This window comes from Devosia sp. 67-54, assembly GCF_001899075.1.
GTDB lineage: Bacteria > Pseudomonadota > Alphaproteobacteria > Rhizobiales > Devosiaceae > Devosia_A.
Map to the genome: position 1 here is coordinate 1 of NZ_MKVA01000001.1, position 18,480 is coordinate 18,480.

General features: G+C 65.2%; 18 protein-coding genes. 4 read left to right on the plus strand and 14 right to left on the minus strand.

Annotation, left to right across the window (positions count from 1 at the left end; all coding sequences use genetic code 11):
- Nucleotides 1-70: 70 nt before the first annotated feature.
- From BGO82_RS00005 to BGO82_RS00055, 11 genes are all read right to left on the minus strand, one after another.
- Nucleotides 71-1,513, minus strand: a complete 1,443-nt coding sequence (locus BGO82_RS00005; RefSeq protein WP_291303482.1) for a glycoside hydrolase family 32 protein — start codon at nucleotides 1,511-1,513, stop codon at nucleotides 71-73.
- Nucleotides 1,514-1,520: 7 nt separating this feature from the next.
- A complete protein-coding gene (locus tag BGO82_RS00010) occupies nucleotides 1,521-2,963 on the minus strand; it encodes a sulfatase-like hydrolase/transferase (RefSeq protein ID WP_291303483.1) in 1,443 nt (480 codons plus the stop codon).
- Entirely contained in the window at nucleotides 2,960-3,709 is a 750-nt protein-coding gene (locus BGO82_RS00015; protein WP_291303484.1) for a hypothetical protein, read from the minus strand. The genes BGO82_RS00010 and BGO82_RS00015 overlap by 4 nt, the downstream gene beginning before the upstream one ends.
- Nucleotides 3,706-4,548: a carbohydrate ABC transporter permease gene (locus BGO82_RS00020; RefSeq protein ID WP_291303485.1), complete on the minus strand. Its 843-nt coding sequence runs from the start codon at nucleotides 4,546-4,548 to the stop codon at nucleotides 3,706-3,708. Before BGO82_RS00020 ends, BGO82_RS00015 begins: the two co-directional genes overlap by 4 nt.
- Nucleotides 4,545-5,492, minus strand: a complete 948-nt coding sequence (locus BGO82_RS00025) for a sugar ABC transporter permease (protein ID WP_291303486.1) — start codon at nucleotides 5,490-5,492, stop codon at nucleotides 4,545-4,547. The genes BGO82_RS00020 and BGO82_RS00025 overlap by 4 nt, the downstream gene beginning before the upstream one ends.
- Nucleotides 5,489-6,787 (minus strand): extracellular solute-binding protein, encoded by a 1,299-nt coding sequence (locus BGO82_RS00030; RefSeq protein ID WP_291303487.1) that lies wholly within the window; start codon nucleotides 6,785-6,787, stop codon nucleotides 5,489-5,491. Before BGO82_RS00030 ends, BGO82_RS00025 begins: the two co-directional genes overlap by 4 nt.
- An 85-nt stretch (nucleotides 6,788-6,872) precedes the next feature.
- Complete coding sequence (locus tag BGO82_RS00035; RefSeq protein WP_291303488.1) at nucleotides 6,873-7,877, minus strand: LacI family DNA-binding transcriptional regulator; 1,005 nt, start codon at nucleotides 7,875-7,877, stop codon at nucleotides 6,873-6,875.
- Between the two features lie 46 nt (nucleotides 7,878-7,923).
- A complete protein-coding gene (locus BGO82_RS00040) occupies nucleotides 7,924-8,130 on the minus strand; it encodes a hypothetical protein (RefSeq protein ID WP_291303489.1) in 207 nt (68 codons plus the stop codon).
- A complete protein-coding gene (locus BGO82_RS00045) occupies nucleotides 8,130-8,810 on the minus strand; it encodes an MIP/aquaporin family protein (protein ID WP_291303490.1) in 681 nt (226 codons plus the stop codon). Before BGO82_RS00045 ends, BGO82_RS00040 begins: the two co-directional genes overlap by 1 nt.
- Complete coding sequence (locus BGO82_RS00050) at nucleotides 8,807-9,337, minus strand: arsenate reductase ArsC (RefSeq protein WP_291303491.1); 531 nt, start codon at nucleotides 9,335-9,337, stop codon at nucleotides 8,807-8,809. The genes BGO82_RS00045 and BGO82_RS00050 overlap by 4 nt, the downstream gene beginning before the upstream one ends.
- On the minus strand, nucleotides 9,327-9,686 hold the full coding sequence (locus BGO82_RS00055; protein ID WP_291303492.1) for a metalloregulator ArsR/SmtB family transcription factor: 360 nt from the start codon (nucleotides 9,684-9,686) through the stop codon (nucleotides 9,327-9,329). Before BGO82_RS00055 ends, BGO82_RS00050 begins: the two co-directional genes overlap by 11 nt.
- A gap of 101 nt (nucleotides 9,687-9,787) precedes the next feature.
- Here BGO82_RS00055 and BGO82_RS00060 point away from each other — a divergent pair, with 101 nt between their 5' ends.
- From BGO82_RS00060 to arsK, 4 genes are all read left to right on the plus strand, one after another.
- The gene (locus BGO82_RS00060) at nucleotides 9,788-11,143 is read left to right on the plus strand and encodes an FAD-dependent oxidoreductase (RefSeq protein WP_291303493.1); all 1,356 of its coding nucleotides are present in this window, start codon (nucleotides 9,788-9,790) and stop codon (nucleotides 11,141-11,143) included.
- A gap of 41 nt (nucleotides 11,144-11,184) precedes the next feature.
- The gene (locus BGO82_RS00065) at nucleotides 11,185-11,511 is read left to right on the plus strand and encodes a metalloregulator ArsR/SmtB family transcription factor (protein WP_291303494.1); all 327 of its coding nucleotides are present in this window, start codon (nucleotides 11,185-11,187) and stop codon (nucleotides 11,509-11,511) included.
- A gap of 63 nt (nucleotides 11,512-11,574) precedes the next feature.
- Entirely contained in the window at nucleotides 11,575-13,011 is a 1,437-nt protein-coding gene (locus BGO82_RS00070) for an FAD-dependent oxidoreductase (RefSeq protein ID WP_291303495.1), read from the plus strand.
- Between the two features lie 15 nt (nucleotides 13,012-13,026).
- Nucleotides 13,027-14,217, plus strand: coding sequence for an arsenite efflux MFS transporter ArsK (gene arsK, locus BGO82_RS00075; RefSeq protein WP_291303496.1), 1,191 nt, complete (start codon nucleotides 13,027-13,029; stop codon nucleotides 14,215-14,217).
- Nucleotides 14,218-14,252: 35 nt separating this feature from the next.
- Here the strand turns inward: arsK and BGO82_RS00080 are convergent, their stop codons facing one another.
- The 3 genes from BGO82_RS00080 to BGO82_RS00090 all read right to left on the minus strand — a co-directional run bounded on the left by BGO82_RS00080 (nucleotide 14,253) and on the right by BGO82_RS00090 (nucleotide 18,479).
- Nucleotides 14,253-14,714: a molybdenum cofactor biosynthesis protein MoaE gene (locus BGO82_RS00080; protein WP_366246918.1), complete on the minus strand. Its 462-nt coding sequence runs from the start codon at nucleotides 14,712-14,714 to the stop codon at nucleotides 14,253-14,255.
- A 5-nt stretch (nucleotides 14,715-14,719) separates the two neighbouring features.
- Nucleotides 14,720-15,916 carry a gephyrin-like molybdotransferase Glp gene (glp, locus tag BGO82_RS00085; RefSeq protein WP_291303497.1) on the minus strand — a complete coding sequence of 399 codons (1,197 nt, stop codon included), beginning with the start codon at nucleotides 15,914-15,916 and terminating at the stop codon, nucleotides 14,720-14,722.
- Between the two features lie 100 nt (nucleotides 15,917-16,016).
- Nucleotides 16,017-18,479, minus strand: coding sequence for an arsenate reductase (azurin) large subunit (locus tag BGO82_RS00090; RefSeq protein ID WP_291303498.1), 2,463 nt, complete (start codon nucleotides 18,477-18,479; stop codon nucleotides 16,017-16,019).
- Nucleotide 18,480 lies beyond the last annotated feature (1 nt).

An 18,480-nucleotide genomic window follows, 5' to 3' on the forward strand; every position in this document is an offset into this window, starting at 1 on the left:
AGGTTGGTTGGCTTCGCAACCCCAGCTTCTCAGTCCCCCCTCGAATGAACAACCTTCATAGCTTCGACAGCTAGGCGGGCTTTGCAGCATCTCCGATCGGCACGAGTTCTCCCGCCACGACCGTTGCGTTTCCCTCGGTCATGCGAATGCGGACCTTTCTCGGTCTAGGCGCGGGTGCGATGCAGTCGGTGATGGCGACGTTGCCGTCGGCGGCGAACAGCTCGACCGAGGTCGTGTCGACATAAAGGTCCAGCTGTAGTTCGGTGGTGGACGCCAGAGGCTGCGCGGTGGAGGTGGAGGGGAAGCGCGGGTGGATGCTGTCGGGGCCGCTGCAAGTGCGGTCGAGGGTCAACTGCCCGAGCGTCGCATCGTAAGACACGAGAGTCGCGAACTGGCCGGCTGCCGCTAGCGCGATCTGGAGTTTCGCGTCGGCGCCGAGGGCAAGGCTCAGGCTCAGCCGGTAAGACTCTCCGGCGTCGAGTTCGACCCCGGCGCTAAGGTCGGCGCCCGCGAGATCGACACGCTCGGCGGCTCGCTCCAGCTTTGCGGCTTCCGAAACTACACGCTGCGCGACCAGCAGCCTGCCCTCGCGTTCGACCAGCGTCAGTTCGCGGGGCAGCGTCATGCTGCCCCGCCAGGTCGGCGACGGAAACGCGCCGGCATATTGCCAGTTGCTCATCCAGCCGATGATGATCCGGCGGCCCTCAGGCGCGTCGTTGAAGGTAGCCGCGGCATAGAAGTCGCGGCCGTGGTCGAGCATCTCCCAGCCGGCGCCGGGGAGCGGCGTGAATTTGCGCCCGTCGAAATCCCCCAGCAGATAGCGCGTGGCGCTGCCGCGGCCGCGCGACTTCTCGTTGACGCTCATCACGAGCACCCACACCTCGCGCCCGCCGTGGCGGAGCGGAAACAGGTCCGGGCACTCCCACAGCAATTGCTCCTTGTCGGGGAACGCCACCCGATCCGAGGGCGTCCAGTCGATGAGGTTGGCGGAGGTGAAGATATGCGCCTCCTCGTCATCCGCCTCGACGGAAACGAGCACCCACCAGCCTGCCTCGCCGCCGTAGCGGAATACCTTGGGATCGCGGAAGGCGCTCGAGTTCCGGTCGAGCACCGGGTTGCCGGCGTATTTCCGCCAGGTGAGGCCGGCATCGGTGCTGACCGCGAGCGACTGCGCCTGTTTGCCCGTGGCATAGGCGCTGGTATAGGCGGCGACCAGCGGCGGCGCATCCTTGCTGCCGAGCCCGCTGCTGTTGCGCAAATCGTTGACGACGGAGCCGGAGAAAATCGCGGCTTCGGCGTCGAAGCGGATGGCGACGTCGAGCTCGCGCCAATTGACGAGATCGGGGCTCACCGCGTGGCCCCAGCTCATATTGCCCCAGTCATTGCCGAGCGGGTTGTACTGGAAGAACAGGTGCCACACCCCATCGACCCAGATGAGGCCGTTGGGATCGTTTATCCAATTGCGCTGCGGCGTGAAGTGAAAACGGGGGCGCTGGATATCCGACGGGCTCATCTCATCCTCACTTTGCGTCGCGCGGCACGAGCGCGCGCCATTGTTCGAGCGTCTGGCGCGACCATTCGGCAGCCGTCGCGATTGCGCCGGGATCGCCGAGCGGGCGCTGGCTCATGCGGGCTTCGGTCTCGCGCAGGCGCTGCCGCATCCGCACGACGATGCCCGAATGCTGCGGGTCATAGGCAAGGTTCACGGTCTCGCCTGGGTCCTGCAGCAGGTCGTAGAGCTGCTCCCTGCCCTGCACGTTGCGCTGGCCGTTCGGCGGCAGCGCGGCCCGCTCCGGCTCCGGCACATATTCGGTTATGTATTTGAAGCGGCTGTCGACGATGCCCCGGCCCAGGAAGTTCACCTCCATATAGGCCCATTCGCGGCCGGCTGTCCCGGCGCTGTCGACGCTGCCACGCAGGCTCATGCCGTGGGTGCCGGCGGGCCGCGCGACGCCGGCATAGTCGCAGATGGTGCTGAACAGATCGACCGCCGACACCAGCACGCCATCCTCCACCTCGCCGGCGCGCGGCAGCGCGACCGATCCCAGGCTCGAGACGACGAACGGCACCCGGGCGCTTTCGTCGTACAGCGTGAATTTCTGGAACATGTGGTGGCTGGCACAGCTCTCGCCATGGTCGGCGGTGAAGATGAGAATGGTGTCGTCGGCCACGCCGCTGCTTTCGAGCGCATCGAGGACCAGCCCGATATTGCGATCCACATCCTCGACATAGCGATAATAACGCCAGATATAGGTGCGCCAGTCGAGCTCGCTCCAGCCCGCGACGGCCGCGCGGATGCCGTCATGGATGTAGCAGCCGGGCACGCGGCGGGCGGCGATCTGCGCCACCGTCTCCTGCGCGATGTCGAAATCGAAATTGTCGGGCAGCGGCGGCAGCTCCGCTTCGGCGACGATCTCCTGCGCGACCAGGTCGGGCATGTTCCGCGACTCGAAGCGGTGCAGATATTCGCAGACATCGTGCGGATTGACGAAATGCGCCTGCAGATAGAACGGCTCGGGCAGCGCGCCGGAGGCGAGGAAGCCGGCGGTCGTGCGGGCGATGGTCGCGTCGTGGATCTCGGCGCCGCCGGCGGCGATCTCGCGCTGACCGCCGAAGATCACGTCGAACGAGGTGGCGGCCGGGCGGCCATCCACATGCCATTTTCCCGCATGGAAGGTGCTGTAGCCACCCTCCCGCAGCACCGCACCGAGATCGGCAATGTCGGGGTGCAGCCGGCCGCCATTGAACGGCGTTCCAGTTTCGCTGCCATACCGACCCGTCATCCACGAGGTGCGCTGCGGCGCGCAGACCGGATCGGAGGCGTAGGCGCGCTGAAAGGTCACGCCGCGCCCGGCGATGCGATCCATGGCGGGCGTCGAGACGTAGCGGTTGCCCGCGCCCGAACGGACGTTCCACGACAACTGGTCGGCGGTGAGCAGCACGATGTTGGGGCGACGTCTCATGGCAGGCGATCCGGACTGATCAGGACATAGGTCCAGAGGATTCCCGACATAGCGATGACGCGATCGTCGGGGTCGACCCACCAGTAAGTGGGAATGCTGTTGCGGCCGGCGAGGACGAAGCAGGTAAGCGCCGTCTGCCTGTCGCCCACGAGCCGCGTGGCGGTCTCGACCGGCTGCAACTGCAGCGCGGTCTCGCAGCCATGCGTGAGATCGATGAGGTCGAAGCGCCGCCCCTGCAGCTCCCGCAGGCCGAAAAACAGCGTGGGGCGATGCAGGACAGGACGATCGATCGGCGCGCGCGACAGCAGGCGGGCCATGTGCCGCAGGCGGGCGAACACCAGGCGGTCGGCCCCCTCCTCCTCGACCCAGCCCTCGAACCGAGCGGCATTGCCTTCGGCCGCGGACTCGACGGTCCAGTCGGCGCCGGGTGCCAGCAGCCGCTCGCCGCTGCCCAGCGTCAGCGTCCAGCGCTCGCCCGAGGTGCTGTCGTGCTGCGCGGCGACGACCTGGCGGCGCTCCGCGTCACGGGACAGAACAAGGCGGCCCAGATAAAGGTCGTCGAGCCGCGCCGGGCGAAAGCCGGTGTGGTTGAACCGGAAATTGGGGATCATCGCGAAGGTGGCGGCCGTCTGCGGCCGCACGCTCGCCAGCGCCGCCTCGACGGCCAGGTGAAAGAAGGGCGGCGCGTCGTCGGCGCGGTCGAAATCGAGCGGCCAGGGCAGCGCGCCGTCAGAATTGGCACTCACGATTCGCGCCCCGAACCCTGCATGACGGCGGTAGTGATCTGCCGGCTGAACAGCGCGAACACCGCCAGCACCGGGATCACGCTGATCACGGCGGCCGCGAGCACCATGCCGTAATCGGTAATGTTGGAGGGGTCGGCGAGGCTGCGCAGGGCGACGCTGACGGTGAACATGTCGGAGTTCACCACCGCCACCAGCGGCCACAGAAAGTCGTTCCACGAATTGATGAAGGTCAGCAGCGCCAGCGACACCAGCGCCGGCGCCAGGATCGGGGCGACGATGGAGCGCAGGATGCGGAACTCGGACGCACCATCCAGCCGGGCCGCCTCGAGCAATTCGTCCGGCACACTGTCCAGCGCGAACTGGCGGACCATGAAGATGCCGAACGCCGTCACCATGCCGGGAATGACGAGGCCGGCATAGGTGTTGATGAGGCCGAGGCTGCGGAACAGCACATAGGTCGGAACGAGCCGCGTCTCGAACGGCACCATCAGTGTGGCGATGATGATTACGGTGAGGATGCCGCGTCCGGGGAACTCGAATTTCGCCAGCGAATAGCCCACCAGCAGCGAGGTCACGGTGACCGAGAGGGTGACGATGCTGGAGACGACGACGCTGTTGAACAGGTTGCGCAGGAATGGCCAATAGGCGAACAGCGCCGCGTATTTGTCGAGGTTGAAGCCGTTCTGCGGCAGCAGGCTGGGCGTCAGGCTGATGAGCTCGTGGTTGGTCTTGAAGCTGCCCAGCACCATGAACACGAAGGGCGCCAGGCTCAGGAACACCATGAGCCAGAGGACGAAGAACAGCACCACATTGCCCGGCCGCGCGAAAAGGGCCTTCATTTCGCGCCCCGCCGGTTGACAGCGAAGGTGCCGGCGCTGAGCAGCGTCATCAGCACGAACAGCGCCAGCGAGATCGCTGCGGCATAGCCGAGATCGAATTGCGAGAACGCCTTGATGAACATGAAATACATCAACGGCGTCGACGAATAGGACGGGCCGCCCTGGGTGAGCACCATGGCGTCGGCGATGTTCTGCACCAGCCAGATCGTCGAGACGATGACGACGAAGAGGATGACGTTCCGCATTTGCGGGATGGTGATCGAAAAGAAGGTGCGGATCGGGCCGGCGCCGTCCAGTTGTGCCGCCTCATAGGTCACCTTCGGGATCTGTTGCAGGCCGGCCAGCATGATCAGCGCGAAATAGCCGGTGGCCTTCCACAGATTGAGGATCGCCAGCGAGACCTTCGACCATTCGGTGGAATCGAGCCAGGACACGGCGGGAATGCCCACCCAGCCGAGCACGGTGTTCACCAGGCCGCCATTGGTGACCAGCAGCACGTTGAAGATGATCGCCACCACCACCGTCGCGGTGACGTTGGGAAGCATCAGGAAGGCCGAGAAGAAATGCTTCCGCCGCACGATCGCCGAGTTGATCATGGCGGCGAGGACGAGCGCCAGGAAAGTGCGCGCCGGCACGATGAGCAGCAGCAGCACCAGCGTGTTCCAAGTTGTCGTCCAGAACAGCGGATCGCGCATCATGCGCACGAAGTTCGCGGCGCCGACGAAGACGGGCGGGGTAAAGCCATCCCATTTGAACAGGCTCAGCCCGAACCCCCACAGGGTCGGATAGAGATCGACGCACAGAAAGAAGATGATGAAGGGCGACACCCACAGATAGACGTGCCCGTTGCGGCGCATGTTCGCCCACAGGCGGGCGCGAGACGTTCCGCGGGAGGCGCCGGAATCGGGGGCGACCCGATCCCGGCGCGAGAGCGCAGTGGTCATTGAATGGACTGAAGCTGCTCGGTCATCTGAGCCACCGCATCCTGCGGACTCAGCGCGCCCGAGAACACCTGCGGCAGGATGAGGTTGATGGCATCGGTCGCGGCGTTCCAGCGGCTGTCCTTGTGCACGGTGCCCGGCGGGGCAGCGAGCAGCAATTTGGCCTTCGTCGCGTTGACGCGTTCGCCGCCATAGACGGCCCAGCCGGTGGCGCCGCCCTCGACCGCCTTCAGCGCCTCGAGCGCGGTCGGCGTCTGCCGCACGACGATGCCGGGACGCTCGATGCTGTCATAGACGAGCGCGGCGTCGGTGTTGGTGGTCAGATATTGCGCCACGGCGATCGCGGCCGGCAGGTTCTTCGACTTGGCGTTCACCACGATGAAGCTCTGGTCGTAGAGATAGGTCTTGGCCGCGCCGTCGAACTGCGGCGGATCGGCATAGACCCAGTTGCCATAGCCGCCGGCGCCCTTGGGGTCGAGATTGGTGTCGAGATAGGCGGCGTCCGACGAGGCGGCGAAGCGCGCCACGATCTTGCCGCCGTTCACGGCGCTCCAATAATCCGCCTGATTGGGCGTGGCAGAGAAGAAATAGCCCTTGTCGACCATGTCGCGCAGCGTGGTGAGCGCCGCGACGGCCTTGTCGCCGAGGCCGATCGAGCCGTCGGCGTTAAATATCGCGCCGCCCGCATGGTAGAGATAGAGCTGGAAGGGCGTCGCGGCTGCGCTCGGGTCGAACGCGTCGATGAAATAGCCCGCGTCCTTGAGCTTTTGAGCCGCGGCCGTGTAGTCCTCGAAGGTCGTCGGAGCGGCGATGCCGAGCTGCTTGAAGACATCGGCGCGATACCACAGGCCGGTCGGGTTCGACTGCCCGGGGATGCCGTAAATCTTGCCGTCCGCGGTGACGTTGCCCAGCGAGCCGGCCAGGAACGCGTCGGGGGAAATTACGCTCGACAGGTCGGCCAGCCAGCCGGCCTTGATGAACGAATCGACCAGGAAATCGTGCACGATCATGACGTCCGGCGTATCGGCACCGGTCGAAAGCTGCAGGCGCATCTTGGTGGGGTATTCGGCGAAGGGGAATTTCTCGTAGGACAGCGCAACGCCGGGGTTCTTGGCCGTGAACCCTTCGAGCACGATCTGCGCGGCGCTGGTCAGGTTCGCCCCGCCCCAAAGCGTCACCTGCCCCGAGAGCGGCGCATCGGCCGCCGCCAGTGCCGTCCCGGCCCATCCGGCCAGCGCAATGGCCGCAACCGCCACGCGCGCGCCCGCTGCCAGTCGATCGATCAAGTCTAGTGCCATGAACTTCCTCCCCGAAGCCTGGACGTAATCGATTACGTCCTAATCCGGGCAATCTCTACCGTAGGTAACCGATTACGTCAACGCACTACAAAGAGCCGCGGTCGACAAAGCTGGTGGGGACCGTGCGCACGATCGGCGGCCCGCCCGACCGAGCGCCGCCCAGCTCCAGGATGACCCGCGCCGCCTCGACACCGATCGCATAGGGGTCCTGCGTGATGACCGAGATCGACGGCAGCACCGCGCCCATCCACGGATATTCCTCGAAGCCGAGGATCGCGAGCTCGTCAGGCACCGACACGCCGCGCGTGCGCAGCACCGGCAGCGCGCCGAGCATCATGATGTGGTTGGCGATGATCACGGCTGTCGCCTCCCCCTGGTCGAGGATTTCGTGCATCAGCCGGGCGCCGTCGGCCAGCGTCATGCCGCCGGCAAATACCCAGCGGTCGCTGTCCATGCCGTGGCGCCGCAGGGCGTCGTGATAGCCCGCCAGCTTCGCCCGGCTCACTGTCACGTCCTTGTCGTTGCGCAGCAGCGCGATGCGCCGGTGCCCCTTGGCGATCAGTTGCTCCATCGCCTCCAGCGTCGGCGTATAGAGATCGGACGACACCGAACTGCACCCTTCCACCTGCGCGTCGATGAGCACGATGGGCCGGCCCGCCGACGACCTGCCGCGCTCGACCATCCGTTCGTAGTACGAGCCGCCGCCCGTCGCCGGCAGCAGCACCAGCCCGTCGACGAGACGCGATTCGAGCATCGCGATCGCTTCCAGCTCCCGGTCCGGATCGTTGCGCGAATCCGAAAACAGCAGGCTGATCCCGGCTTCGGCCAGCGCGAACTCCACCCCCTGCATGATCGTGGTCGCGAAGGGCTCCGCCCCCGGCAGCGCCAGCACCGCGCCGACCGCGCGGGTGCGCTTGCTGCGCATGGCGCCCGCCACCAGGTTCGGCCGATAACTGAGCTCGGCGGCCGCCGCCATTACCCGCTGCCGCGTCGGCTCGGCGACAAACCGCGTGCCATTATAGACATGCGACACCGTCGCCGTGGAAACCCCCGCGCGGCGAGCCACATCCGAGATCGACGGCCTGATCACGCGCGCCACCTGCTCCCCTTCCGCCAGCCCTTCCCGGGCCCCGGCCCTACTCCCACTCAATCATTCCGGGCGTACCTAACACGTTGAATTTGCTTCGGTAAAATATTCCGCTCCCAATTGCTACCGTCAACCGTACCGTCCCGATAAGCGCGCTATTGATTTCATTGGCAAATTCCGACTTTTCCAGAATGCCGTTCCTTCGCCAACTATCGACAGCAGCGGTTTCCTTGATTCGGCCGAGGATGGTGATCATCAGACGCTTTCCTTCGCTGAGACCGGCCCGCGTCCGATGAGCCAGCCGGCGAGCGCCATCGCGATCAGCGCTCCGGCTAGTTGGGCGATGATGAACGCCGGAGCATCCAGCGGTCGGATGCCAGAGAAAGTATCGGTCAGCGCGCGCGCGATCGTCACCGCCGGATTGGCAAAAGACGTCGAGGCCGTGAACCAATATGCAGCGGTGATGTAGAGCCCGACCAGCCACGGGACCGCCGCCTGCTGAAACCGGACCCCAGCCAGAATGACCATTACCAGTCCAAAGGTCGCAACGGCCTCCGAGAACCACTGGCCGCCGCCGGTCCGAACATGGGTCGACGCCTCGACGATCGGCAGTTCAAACATCAGGTGCGCGGCGACAGCTCCGGCGACGGCACCAAGAATCTGTGCCGCGACATAGGGCGCCAGTTCCGCGAAGGGCAGCTCCCGGCGCAGCGCGAATACCAGCGACATGGCTGGGTTGAAATGGGCGCCGGAGATCGGGCCCAGTACGCTGATCACGACGACCAGGATCGCGCCCGTCGGCAGCGTATTGCCGAGAAGCGCAAGCGCCGTGTCGTCGGTGAGCCGGTCGGCCATGATGCCGGATCCGACTACCGTGGCCACGAGCATGGCCGATCCGAGGGCCTCTGCGACGAGGCGCCGAGCGATATCCGTCAAGCTGCGCCGGCCGACTTCGTGGTCGAGCCCTCCATCGCGCCGATACCACGAAGCTTTGACTCGAGGGCCATCCTGTCGATGCTCTTGAGCGGCAGGCTGATGAACGCCGCGATGCGGTTGCGAAGGAAGCGCATCGCGTCTTCGAAGGCCGCGCGTTGCGCAAGGTCGGTACCGCGAACTGCAGCGGGGTCTTCAATGCCCCAGTGCGCCGTCAGCGGCCGGCCTGGCCAGATCGGACAGGTTTCGCCGGCGGCATTGTCGCAAACCGTGAAAACGAAATCCATCTGCAGTGCGCCCGGGAGCGCGAACTCGTCCCAGCTCTTGGAGCGCAGCTCGTCTGTCGGGATGCCGGCTTCCTGCAGAACCGCGAGGGTGCGCGGATGGACCTCGCCCCTGGGATGGCTGCCGGCCGAGTAGCCCTTGAATTTGCCGCCACCGATCTGGTTGAGGATCGCCTCGCCGAAGATCGAGCGCGCAGAGTTTCCGGTGCAGAGGAACAGGACGTTGTAGACGTGGTCAGCAGGCATTTTTTCCTTCTCCAGGTACGCAGCAGGGAGTGAATTCGGCGACGAGCGGCTCGCACAGTTCGGGGCGCCCGCCGCAGCAATCGCTGACGAGGAAGCTCGCGAGCTCGCGCACCCGCTCAACCTCGGCGCGGTAGATGATCGACCGGCTTTGGCGCTCGGAGGAGATGAGCCCTGCCCTCGTCAGGATGGCGAGGTGCGTGGACATGGTGTTCTGCGGCACGTCGAGAATGCGTGCCACTTCGCCTGCCGGCAGGCCGTGCGGCTCGTGCTTCATGATGAGGCGAAACGCCTCGAGGCGAGTGGTTTGCGACAAGGCCGCAAACACGTCGGTCGCTAAGCTGGGTTCCATATATCGAGAATAGTCGATATATTTGCCTCGTGTCCAGCCCGCCTCGGTCGTTGTGATCGCTGCCGCCTGGAGAGCCGATCCTGGTGGGAGGATAGATAATCATGCCCCGTTTGTTCATCGTCGGCGGAAGCGACGCCGGCATCAGTGCTGCGCTGCGAACGCGTGAGCTGGCCCCGGACTGGCAAGTCACAATGGCGGTCGCCGACCGCTACCCCAATTTCAGCATATGTGGAATTCCGTTCTATCTCGGTGGCGAGATACCGAACGCCCAGGATCTCGCGCATCGCAAGGCCGCTGACATCGAGGCCCTTGGGATCGAAATGCTGCTCGATACCCGGATCGACCAGGTCAACGCACAAGGAAAGCGCGTGCACGCCGCCGGTGTGGAGCACGCGTTCGACAAGCTCGTTATCGGCACCGGCGCTACCTCGATCAGACCGCCGATTGCGGGTCTCGACCTGCCCGGTGTGTTCCTGCTGCGCTGGATGGACGACATGTTCGCCTTCGAACGCCACCTCGAGACACGCAGGCCCCGCCGCGTGACCATCGTGGGCGCCGGCTACATCGGGCTCGAAATGGCCGAGGCGATGACGCATCGGAGCGTCGAGGTCACGGTGATCGAGCTGGCGCCGAGCGCCATGACGACGATCGACCCGGATCTGGGCACTCTCGTCGGCCAGGAACTGGAGCGCCACGGCGTGCGTCTGTTCGCCGGCCAGGCGATTGCCGAGATCGCCGCCGAGGGCGAGAGCCTGCGGCTGAAGGGGCCGAATAATTTCACGCATGAGGCCGACATGGTGCTCGTTGCGGCCGGCGCGAAGCCGGATACTGCCCTCGCAGTCGCCGCCGGGGCGCAGACGGGCTTCAAGGGAGCCATCAAGGTCAATCGGCGGATGGAAACCAACCTCCCCGATGTCTATGCTGCCGGGGACTGCGTAGAGACCTTCCACCGCATCACTCAGGGCGTAACCTATCTTCCCCTTGGCACCACCGCCCACAAGCAGGGGCGGATCGCCGGTGAAAACGCCATCGGCCGGGAGCGCCTGTTCGAAGGAAGCCTTGGAACGCAGGTGGTGCGCGTCTTCGACCGCGTTGTCGCACGAACCGGTTTCCACGACCGCGACGCCCGCGCCGCCGGATTCGATCCGGTATCGGTCGACTCCACGCAATGGGACCACAAGGTCTACTATCCGGGCGCCAAGCCGATGACCATTAGGGTCACCGCCGACCGGAACACGGGCAAACTCCTCGGCGCGCAGATCGTGGGCAGCTACGGCACGGAGGTCTCCAAACGCATCGACATCTTTGCGGCGGGGATCTTCCACGGCATGACGATCGAGACGTTTTCGGACCTCGACCTCAGCTACACGCCGCCGCTGAGCTCGCCCTGGGACCCGGTCCAGATGGCGACGCAAGCGTGGGCGAAGTCCGAGCGAGATGCGGCTCGGTCGCAATGAGAGCTTGAACAACTCGGTAAAACGGCCTAAAAGCTATTTCCATGAATATCGAAACAGTAGCTTCGCAGCTCGAGGCCCTCGGCAACCAGACGCGTCTCACCATGTACCGTACGCTGGTCCGCGCGGGGGACAGCGGCCTGGCGGTCGGCAAGCTGCAGCTCAAGCTCGACATCCCCTCCTCGACGCTCTCCCACCATCTGAAGAAGCTCGTCGAGGTTGGTCTCGTCACCCAGGAGCGGCAAGTCACGACGCTGATCTGCCGCGCCAATTACACCAGCATGAACAGCCTGGTGGGCTATCTTGCCGACGAGTGCTGCGCCGACGAAGCGGCGAGTTGCAGCATGTCGGCCACAGAGGAGGCAGCGTAACGCCGCCTCTTTTTTTGTCTTGAATTTCTAAGCTTCTGGAAAGATCGAACAAAGGATCACGACATGGCCAACGAACACCTTCCGATTGCAGTCATTGGCGCTGGCCCGGTCGGCCTCGCGGCCGCCGCGCAACTCGTGGCTCGCGGTCTCGAGCCCATCGTGTTTGAGAAAGGCGATGACGTTGGCGCCTCCCTGTCGCAATGGGCCCATGTTCGCGTGTTCTCCCCGTGGCGGTACAACATCGACCGCGCGGCGGAGGCGCTGCTGACAAAGGCGGGATGGGAGGCACCCGGGGTGACCGACCTGCCGACCGGTGCTCAGATGGTAGACGCCTATCTCAAGCCCCTCGCCGCATTGCCGGAAATTGCCCCGCACCTGAGGCTTTCGGCGACAGTCACCTCGATCACTCGCAAGGGGCTCGACAAGGTCTCCAATCTTGGCCGCAAGCTCGCGCCCTTCGTCATCGCCTGGACGGATCGGAACGGGATGGACCACCGTACGGAAGCGCGGGCCGTGATCGACGCTTCGGGCACTTGGACGCAGCCGAACCCCATGGGTGTCGACGGACTGATGGTGCCCGGCGAGCTCGCCAACGCCGGTCATATCGCGTACGGCATTCCCGATGTCCTTGGTACCGCACGTCATACCTATGCGGGCAAGACCACTCTTGTTGTCGGCAGCGGGCATTCCGCGATCAACGCCGCCCTCGCCTTGCTGGCTTTGGAGGAGACCGCCCCGGGCACGAAGGTGATGTGGGCATTGCGGCGCAATCGTCTCGAGCGGCTCCTCGGCGGCGGGATCAATGACCAGCTGCCGGAGCGCGGCGCGCTCGGGCTGGCGGCGAAGCGGGCGATCGATGAGAGTCGTCTCCAAATCCTTGCGCCGTTTGCCGCGACAAATATTGCGGCGGCCGAAGAGGGCGTGACGGTGACGGGCACGCTCGGCGGCAGCCCCCTCAGCATCACGGTCGACCGAATTGTCGTCGCCACCGGCTTCAGGCCGGATCTGGGGATGCTTTCCGAGCTGCGCGTCGCGATCGATCCGGCTACCGAGGCGCCGCCAGCGCTCTCGTCGTTGATCGATCCGAACTTCCACTCGTGCGGCGATGTTCCGCCTCACGGCGTGGTTGAGCTCACTCAGCCTGAAACGGACTTCTATATCGTGGGCTCGAAGAGCTACGGACGCGCACCGACGTTCCTGATGGCCACGGGCTATGAGCAGGTGCGCTCGATCGCCGCCGAGCTGGCCGGCGACCATGTCGCGGCCCGCCAGGTGCAACTGGTCCTTCCCGAAACCGGGGTCTGCAATTCCGACGTGTCGGTCGGATCGAGTTGCTGTGCCGCGCCGGCATCGGTGGCGGCATCGTCGTGCTGCGGCGGCCCTGCGGTCGACGCCAGCGCAGCGTGCTGCGTCGCCGACGAGATCGCCAAGGCGGCGGGAGAAGCGGGGTGCGGCTGCGGGACAGCATCTGCGCCGGCCCCGCAGGTCGAGCTTGCCTGAACCAGAAAGCCACCCATGTCGGACAAACGCACCCTGACGTGGGTCATCGCCGGGCTCGGACTGACGCAAATCGTCGGTTACGGCACGCTCTACTACTCGTTTTCAGTGCTGGCGCCGGCCGTGGCGCCGGCGCTGGGCTGGTCCACTGAAGGCCTTTACGCCGCCCTGACGGTGGCGCTGCTCGCCGGCGGACTACTCGGTCCCGTCGCCGGCAAATGGGCCGACAGGTATGGCGCCGGCCGCATCATGGCAGTTGGGTCGCTCGTTGCGGCAGCCGCTTTGGCCGCGGCGGGACTTGCGCCGGGCGGCGCCGGGTACGCTGTGGCACTGGTCATTGGCGAACTGGCGTCCGCGCTGGTGCTCTACAGCACGGCCTTCGCGGCGATCGTCCAGGTGGGCGGCGACCAACGAACGATCACTTATCTGACGCTCATCGCTGGCTTCGCCTCAACGATCTTCTGGCCGCTCACGGACGCGCTACAGCATGGGGTCGGCTGGCGGGGTACCTATCTGGCGTTTGCGATCATGAACATCGCCCTCTGCCTCCCGGTGCACGCCGGCATCGCGGGGCTCAAGCGGCACGACGTCCATCGCGAGGCGACTGAGGGTGCGTTCCCGACCAAATCTACGCGACTGGGCGGACCCAAGTTCGTCCTGATGCTCGCGGGCTTCCTTACCGAGGGGTTCGTGCTTTCAGCGGTCCTGTTCCACCTGGTGCCCGTCCTTCAGGATCTTGGCCTCGGCGGGTCGGGCGTGCTCGTCACGACGCTGTTCGGACCCGCCCAGGTGCTGAGCCGGCTGACCAACATGGTGTTCGGACGCGAGCTTCCCCAGACGATCCTCGCGGTCCTCGCGGCGTGCGCATTACCGCTCGGCGTGGCCATCTTGTTGCCCACAGCCCCGTCGATCTGGGGCGCATGCGTGTTCGCGGTGATTTTCGGCTTGGGATCCGGGCTGACATCGATCATTGGGGGCACCCTGCCCCTCGAGCTTTTCGGACGCGAGGGATATGGCGCCCGACTGGGATGGATCGGCGCGGCGCGAACGTTCGCGTCGGCTCTCGCGCCTTACGCTCTGGCTTTGCTCCTCGGGCGCACCGGGACCGTGACGGGACTTTGGATCGTCGCGGCTTCCGCACTGGTCGGCATCGCTGCGTTCAGCGCCCTGGCGGTTGCCGCGACCCGACCGCAACTTCGGCCAGTATAGCCCGCCAGGCCTAATCAAGCCCCGACGTTGGTGCCCTAACTGGTTGACTGGATGGGTATCCTTGCCGCCCGCGCCCCCTCGTCCGACGCCTTTGACTCTACCCAACTCGCACCGGACGGCCGCTCCTCGAGCTTCCAGAATGGGGCGTCGGTCTTGAGATAGTCCATGAGGTACTCGGCAGCCTCGAACGCAGCTCGCCGATGCGGAGCGAGCGTCATCACCTGCATGATCGGCTCTCCCGGAAGAAGCCGGCCGAAACGATGAATGACGCGGACGTCCAGCAGCGAAAACTGCTCCATGGCGCGGCTCATGATCCGCTCGATCTCGGCCCTGGCCAGCTCAGGGTAGTGCTCAATGGTCATGGCAGACACAGGATCGTCGGGCGTCGACCGCATGATGCCCGTGAACGTCACCGCGGCCCCGGCCCCGTCTGTTGCGGCAATGAAGGCATTGAGCTCGGCCCCCGGGTCGAAGGGCTCTGACTGAATGGAGAGCATTGCGCTCAGGTGCTCAGACCATTCCGGAACGGATGGAAGATGATCGAACTCCCGCTCTCCACGCGCTCAATTTCCGGCGGCAGCTCGGCTATTCCGTCGGCCTCGACGTAAGGGCGCAACCGGGTCGAGCCTCCCCGCGACAATTGCTCGAGCATCGGGCGACCGTCGGCTCCGTGCTGAACGACACGCGCCGGGACAAAGTCGGTGCGCATCGGCGTGTGCTCGAAAGCGCTCAGGGCCACCGCCGGCTGCCCACGCGGCCGGGTCGGCGCCAAGCCTGCGCGCGCCATCAGCATCGGCCTGGCGTAGAGCATGCAGTTGACCATGGCGGCGGTGGTATTGCCCGGCAACCCCATGATGGGGACACCACCGATCGATCCGACCACGATGGGCTTTCCGGGACGCTGTGCGATCCTGACGGACCGGGCCACCCCTCCGAATGTGGCGATCGCCGCTGCCGTGTGGTCGGTGTCGCTGCCAGACGCCCCACCGGACATGACGATGGCGTCGACCGTCAATGCCAGCGCGGATAGCTGTGCGCCCAACGCCTGGGTGTCGTCCGCAACGATGCCGCCATCGATAAGCTCGATCCACGGGGCCCGCAGCAGCGCGCGCAACATCGGGCGGTTCGCGTCGTAGATCTGGTGGCCCTCGGTGCCGTCCCCGACCGGCCGCAACTCGTTGCCGCTTGAAACGACCGCCACCCTCAGACAATCGACGACCTCGACGTGCTCGCTTCCCGCAGAGGCAAGGATGGCTATATGCCGGGCGTCGATCAGTGTGTGGGACTCGACGAGCACCGAGCCCACCGCGACGTCCTCGCCCCGCAAGCGGATGTTCGCGCCGGCCGCCGTTACCCGATCGACCAGGACATCATCGCCATCTTTGCGGCAGTATTCCCGCATGACGACGGCGATCGCGCCGGCTGGAACGACCGCACCCGTAGCGATGCGCATCGACTGCCCTGGCTTAAGAGGAGCGGCGGCGGCGGCTCCAGCCGCCGCGAAACCTGTCACCGTGAGGCGCGCAGGGAGCGTTACAGCTTCAATCGGCGCTCCAATGGCGTAGCCGTCAACCGCCGATTGATCGAAATAGGGCAGCGGCCGCGCGGAATGGACATCGCCGGCAACGACGCACCCGAGCGCGGCATCGAGATCGACGCGACGCGATCGACTGATCTTCGCCGTCTCGGCGACGATCATCGCAAAGACTTCGGCTGGTATCAGCGCGTGGTCCTGGAGTGGGGGCTGATGTACCGTCATGGCAGGCGCGGCGGATGCCTTCACATCCGCCGCCTGAGCCTCAGCCCACCGAGTATTCCTGCGACTTGAAGGTCACCCCAGCCGTATTGCCGGGCCGATCCGAAATTTTCCGAATGCTGGCCCAGGTCTGCTTGTAGTTGGGGATGATCAGCTCATTCACGCCCTTCGAGACGACGTTCCCCTGCACACCGGTCGGGAATGCAAAGAGCATGAAAGTCTGCCCGGGGTTGGCGCTCGGCGTCGGATAGGCCATCGCCTGCGTCGAGCCATTGGAGTTGTAAACCTCGACCAGGTCGCCTTCCTTGAGGCCAAGCTTGGTCATGTCGCCCGGATTCATCTCGATAAAGGGATACGGGAAGCGATCCATGACCAGCTCTTCCTGCTGATCGAGATAGGCGCTCTGCCAGACGTGATTGGCGCGGCCGTTGTTGATCAGGAAGGGGTACTTGTCCTTCTCCGCCTGCTTGCCGGGCGCCTGGAGACCGCGCCAAGCCGTCTCGAAGAAGGTGGCCTTGCCGTCCTTGCCGCCGAACTTGCCGTCGGTGAACAGACGCTGTGTCCCGATGATCTTGCCGTCCTTGAAATCGACGGCAGGCTCCTGGAAGCCGTTGGTTCCCATGGCCCTCAGGCGATCGTAGGTGACGAACTCGCCGCCACCGGCGTGCTGGTGGTAGCCGTCCATGAAGGCATCTTCTTCGGTCTTCCAATCGAAGCCTTTGAACTGGTCGGCATAGGCCGTCTTGCCCATTTCGCGCAGGACACGCTCCATGTTGTTGGCAAGCCGGGCCGCGATGAGGCAGTCGGGCATCGCCTGTCCAGGAGGGTCCATGTACCGCTCAGTGAGGCGGTGGCGACGCTCGCCGTTCATCGACGTCAGGTTCATCTCGCCGGCGGTCGCCGCCGGCAGCCAGACATGCGCGGCCTGGCCGATCTTGGTGGGGACGATGTCGACGTCGACCGAGAACAGGCCACCGGCCTTGATGGCCTTGAGGATGGCCTTAACCAGCGCGTCGCGGTCGCCATAGGGCACGGCCGACATGGCATCCTTCACCTTGTCGGTGCGCTCCTTGTAGACCCGCTTGAATTCATCGGCATTCAGCGTCGTCTTGTAGTGGTCGCAGGCCCAGATGTGGTGCACGCCACCCTTGCCGCCGATCAGCAGCTGGTCGATGTACGGAGCCGGCCGCGGACCCGGATATTCCGGGCGAACATAGCCCTCCTGGTGCCCACCCATACGCACGCAGCCGCCGCCGAGCTGGCCGAGGTTGCCGGTCGCGAGAGCGAGGCCGGCGATGGCCGCGTTGGTGCGGTAGTTGTCGTTGCCCCAGATCAGGCCCTTCTCGTAGGCAAACATCGTCCGGCGACGCTTGCCGTCCTCTTTGGGCATCGCGATCCATTCGGCCGCCTTGACGATGTCGTCAGCGCTCAGCCCGGTGATCTTGGCCGCCTCATCGACGGTCATGCGGTTTGCCTTCAACGCCTTGTCATAGTCGTTGGTAGACTTGGCGATCAGGTCCTTGTCCACCCACCCCTTGTCGGCGACGTAGGTGAAGAGCGCATTGAGTAATGCCAGGTCGGTGCCAGAATTGACGCGCAGGTGTAGAACGTTGTCCTTACCAGCTTCCACTTCACAGGCATTGACGGTCACCGTGCGACGCGGGTCGACGATGACGATCCGGGCGGCGGGATGAGCCTCATTCGGCATCTGCGCCGTCTTCTTGTCCATCGAGGTCCCCCGCAGATTGGGGATCCAGTGGTTCAGGAAGTAATTCGTCTGGGTTTCGAGGGAATTGGTCCCAAGGGCGAAGATGGTGTCCGCGAGTTCGGCGTCCTCGTAGCAGTTGTTGAGTTCGCCGATGCCCATGTCGCGCGTGGCGTGGACCTCGGAATTGTAGGCCGGCCGATTGTGGATGCGCACGTTCTTGATCTTCATGGCGCCGAAATAGAGCTTGCCGGTGCCCCAGGTGTTCTCGTAGCCGCCGCCGGCGCCGCCGTGATCGAACATGGAGACGATGAGGCCGTCTTCGCCCTGGTCGGCGATCACTGCAGAGGTCACCCGGGCGACGAGGTCGAGAGCATCGTCCCAGCTGGTGGGCTGCATCTGGCCATAGCGCCAGACCATCGGATCGGTCAGGCGCTGCTGCTGGGTGCTCCGGGCCTGGCTGTACGACATCTCCGCCATGCGGGCACCGCGGATCGAGCCGAGGCCCGAATTCACGACGCAATTCTCGTCCGGCTTGATGACGACGTGAACGTCGCGCCCGTCCTGCTTGACGATGTTGTACATCGAGGGCGAGTACCAGGCGGCGGTCTCGGCGCCCTGCTGTTGGGAGAGGTCGACCCCGAAAAGGTTGTCGCCCGCAGCCGTGCCGCCCTGCTTCTTCACATCCCAGGTGTAGGCATGATAGCCGCATCCCACGATGCAGAACTGGCAGGTGACGTTGTGCGCCTTGGCGTCGGCTGGTATGATCGGAAGCCGGTCGATCTGACGTTTGTAGGCCATG

Excerpts from the sequence above, each read along its gene's own strand:
- BGO82_RS00005 (WP_291303482.1), bottom strand. The coding sequence starts at position 1,513 with ATGAGCCCGTCGGATATCCAGCGCCCCCGTTTTCACTTCACGCCGCAG.
- BGO82_RS00010 (WP_291303483.1), bottom strand. The coding sequence starts at position 2,963 with ATGAGACGTCGCCCCAACATCGTGCTGCTCACCGCCGACCAGTTGTCG.
- BGO82_RS00020 (WP_291303485.1), bottom strand. The coding sequence starts at position 4,548 with ATGAAGGCCCTTTTCGCGCGGCCGGGCAATGTGGTGCTGTTCTTCGTC.
- BGO82_RS00025 (WP_291303486.1), bottom strand. The coding sequence starts at position 5,492 with ATGACCACTGCGCTCTCGCGCCGGGATCGGGTCGCCCCCGATTCCGGC.
- BGO82_RS00030 (WP_291303487.1), bottom strand. The coding sequence starts at position 6,787 with ATGGCACTAGACTTGATCGATCGACTGGCAGCGGGCGCGCGCGTGGCG.
- BGO82_RS00040 (WP_291303489.1), bottom strand. The coding sequence starts at position 8,130 with ATGATCACCATCCTCGGCCGAATCAAGGAAACCGCTGCTGTCGATAGT.
- BGO82_RS00050 (WP_291303491.1), bottom strand. The coding sequence starts at position 9,337 with ATGCCTGCTGACCACGTCTACAACGTCCTGTTCCTCTGCACCGGAAAC.
- BGO82_RS00055 (WP_291303492.1), bottom strand. The coding sequence starts at position 9,686 with ATGGAACCCAGCTTAGCGACCGACGTGTTTGCGGCCTTGTCGCAAACC.
- BGO82_RS00060 (WP_291303493.1), top strand. The coding sequence starts at position 9,788 with ATGCCCCGTTTGTTCATCGTCGGCGGAAGCGACGCCGGCATCAGTGCT.
- BGO82_RS00065 (WP_291303494.1), top strand. The coding sequence starts at position 11,185 with ATGAATATCGAAACAGTAGCTTCGCAGCTCGAGGCCCTCGGCAACCAG.
- BGO82_RS00070 (WP_291303495.1), top strand. The coding sequence starts at position 11,575 with ATGGCCAACGAACACCTTCCGATTGCAGTCATTGGCGCTGGCCCGGTC.
- arsK (WP_291303496.1), top strand. The coding sequence starts at position 13,027 with ATGTCGGACAAACGCACCCTGACGTGGGTCATCGCCGGGCTCGGACTG.
- BGO82_RS00080 (WP_366246918.1), bottom strand. The coding sequence starts at position 14,714 with ATGCTCTCCATTCAGTCAGAGCCCTTCGACCCGGGGGCCGAGCTCAAT.
- glp (WP_291303497.1), bottom strand. The coding sequence starts at position 15,916 with ATGATCGTCGCCGAGACGGCGAAGATCAGTCGATCGCGTCGCGTCGAT.
- BGO82_RS00090 (WP_291303498.1), bottom strand. The coding sequence starts at position 18,479 with ATGGCCTACAAACGTCAGATCGACCGGCTTCCGATCATACCAGCCGAC.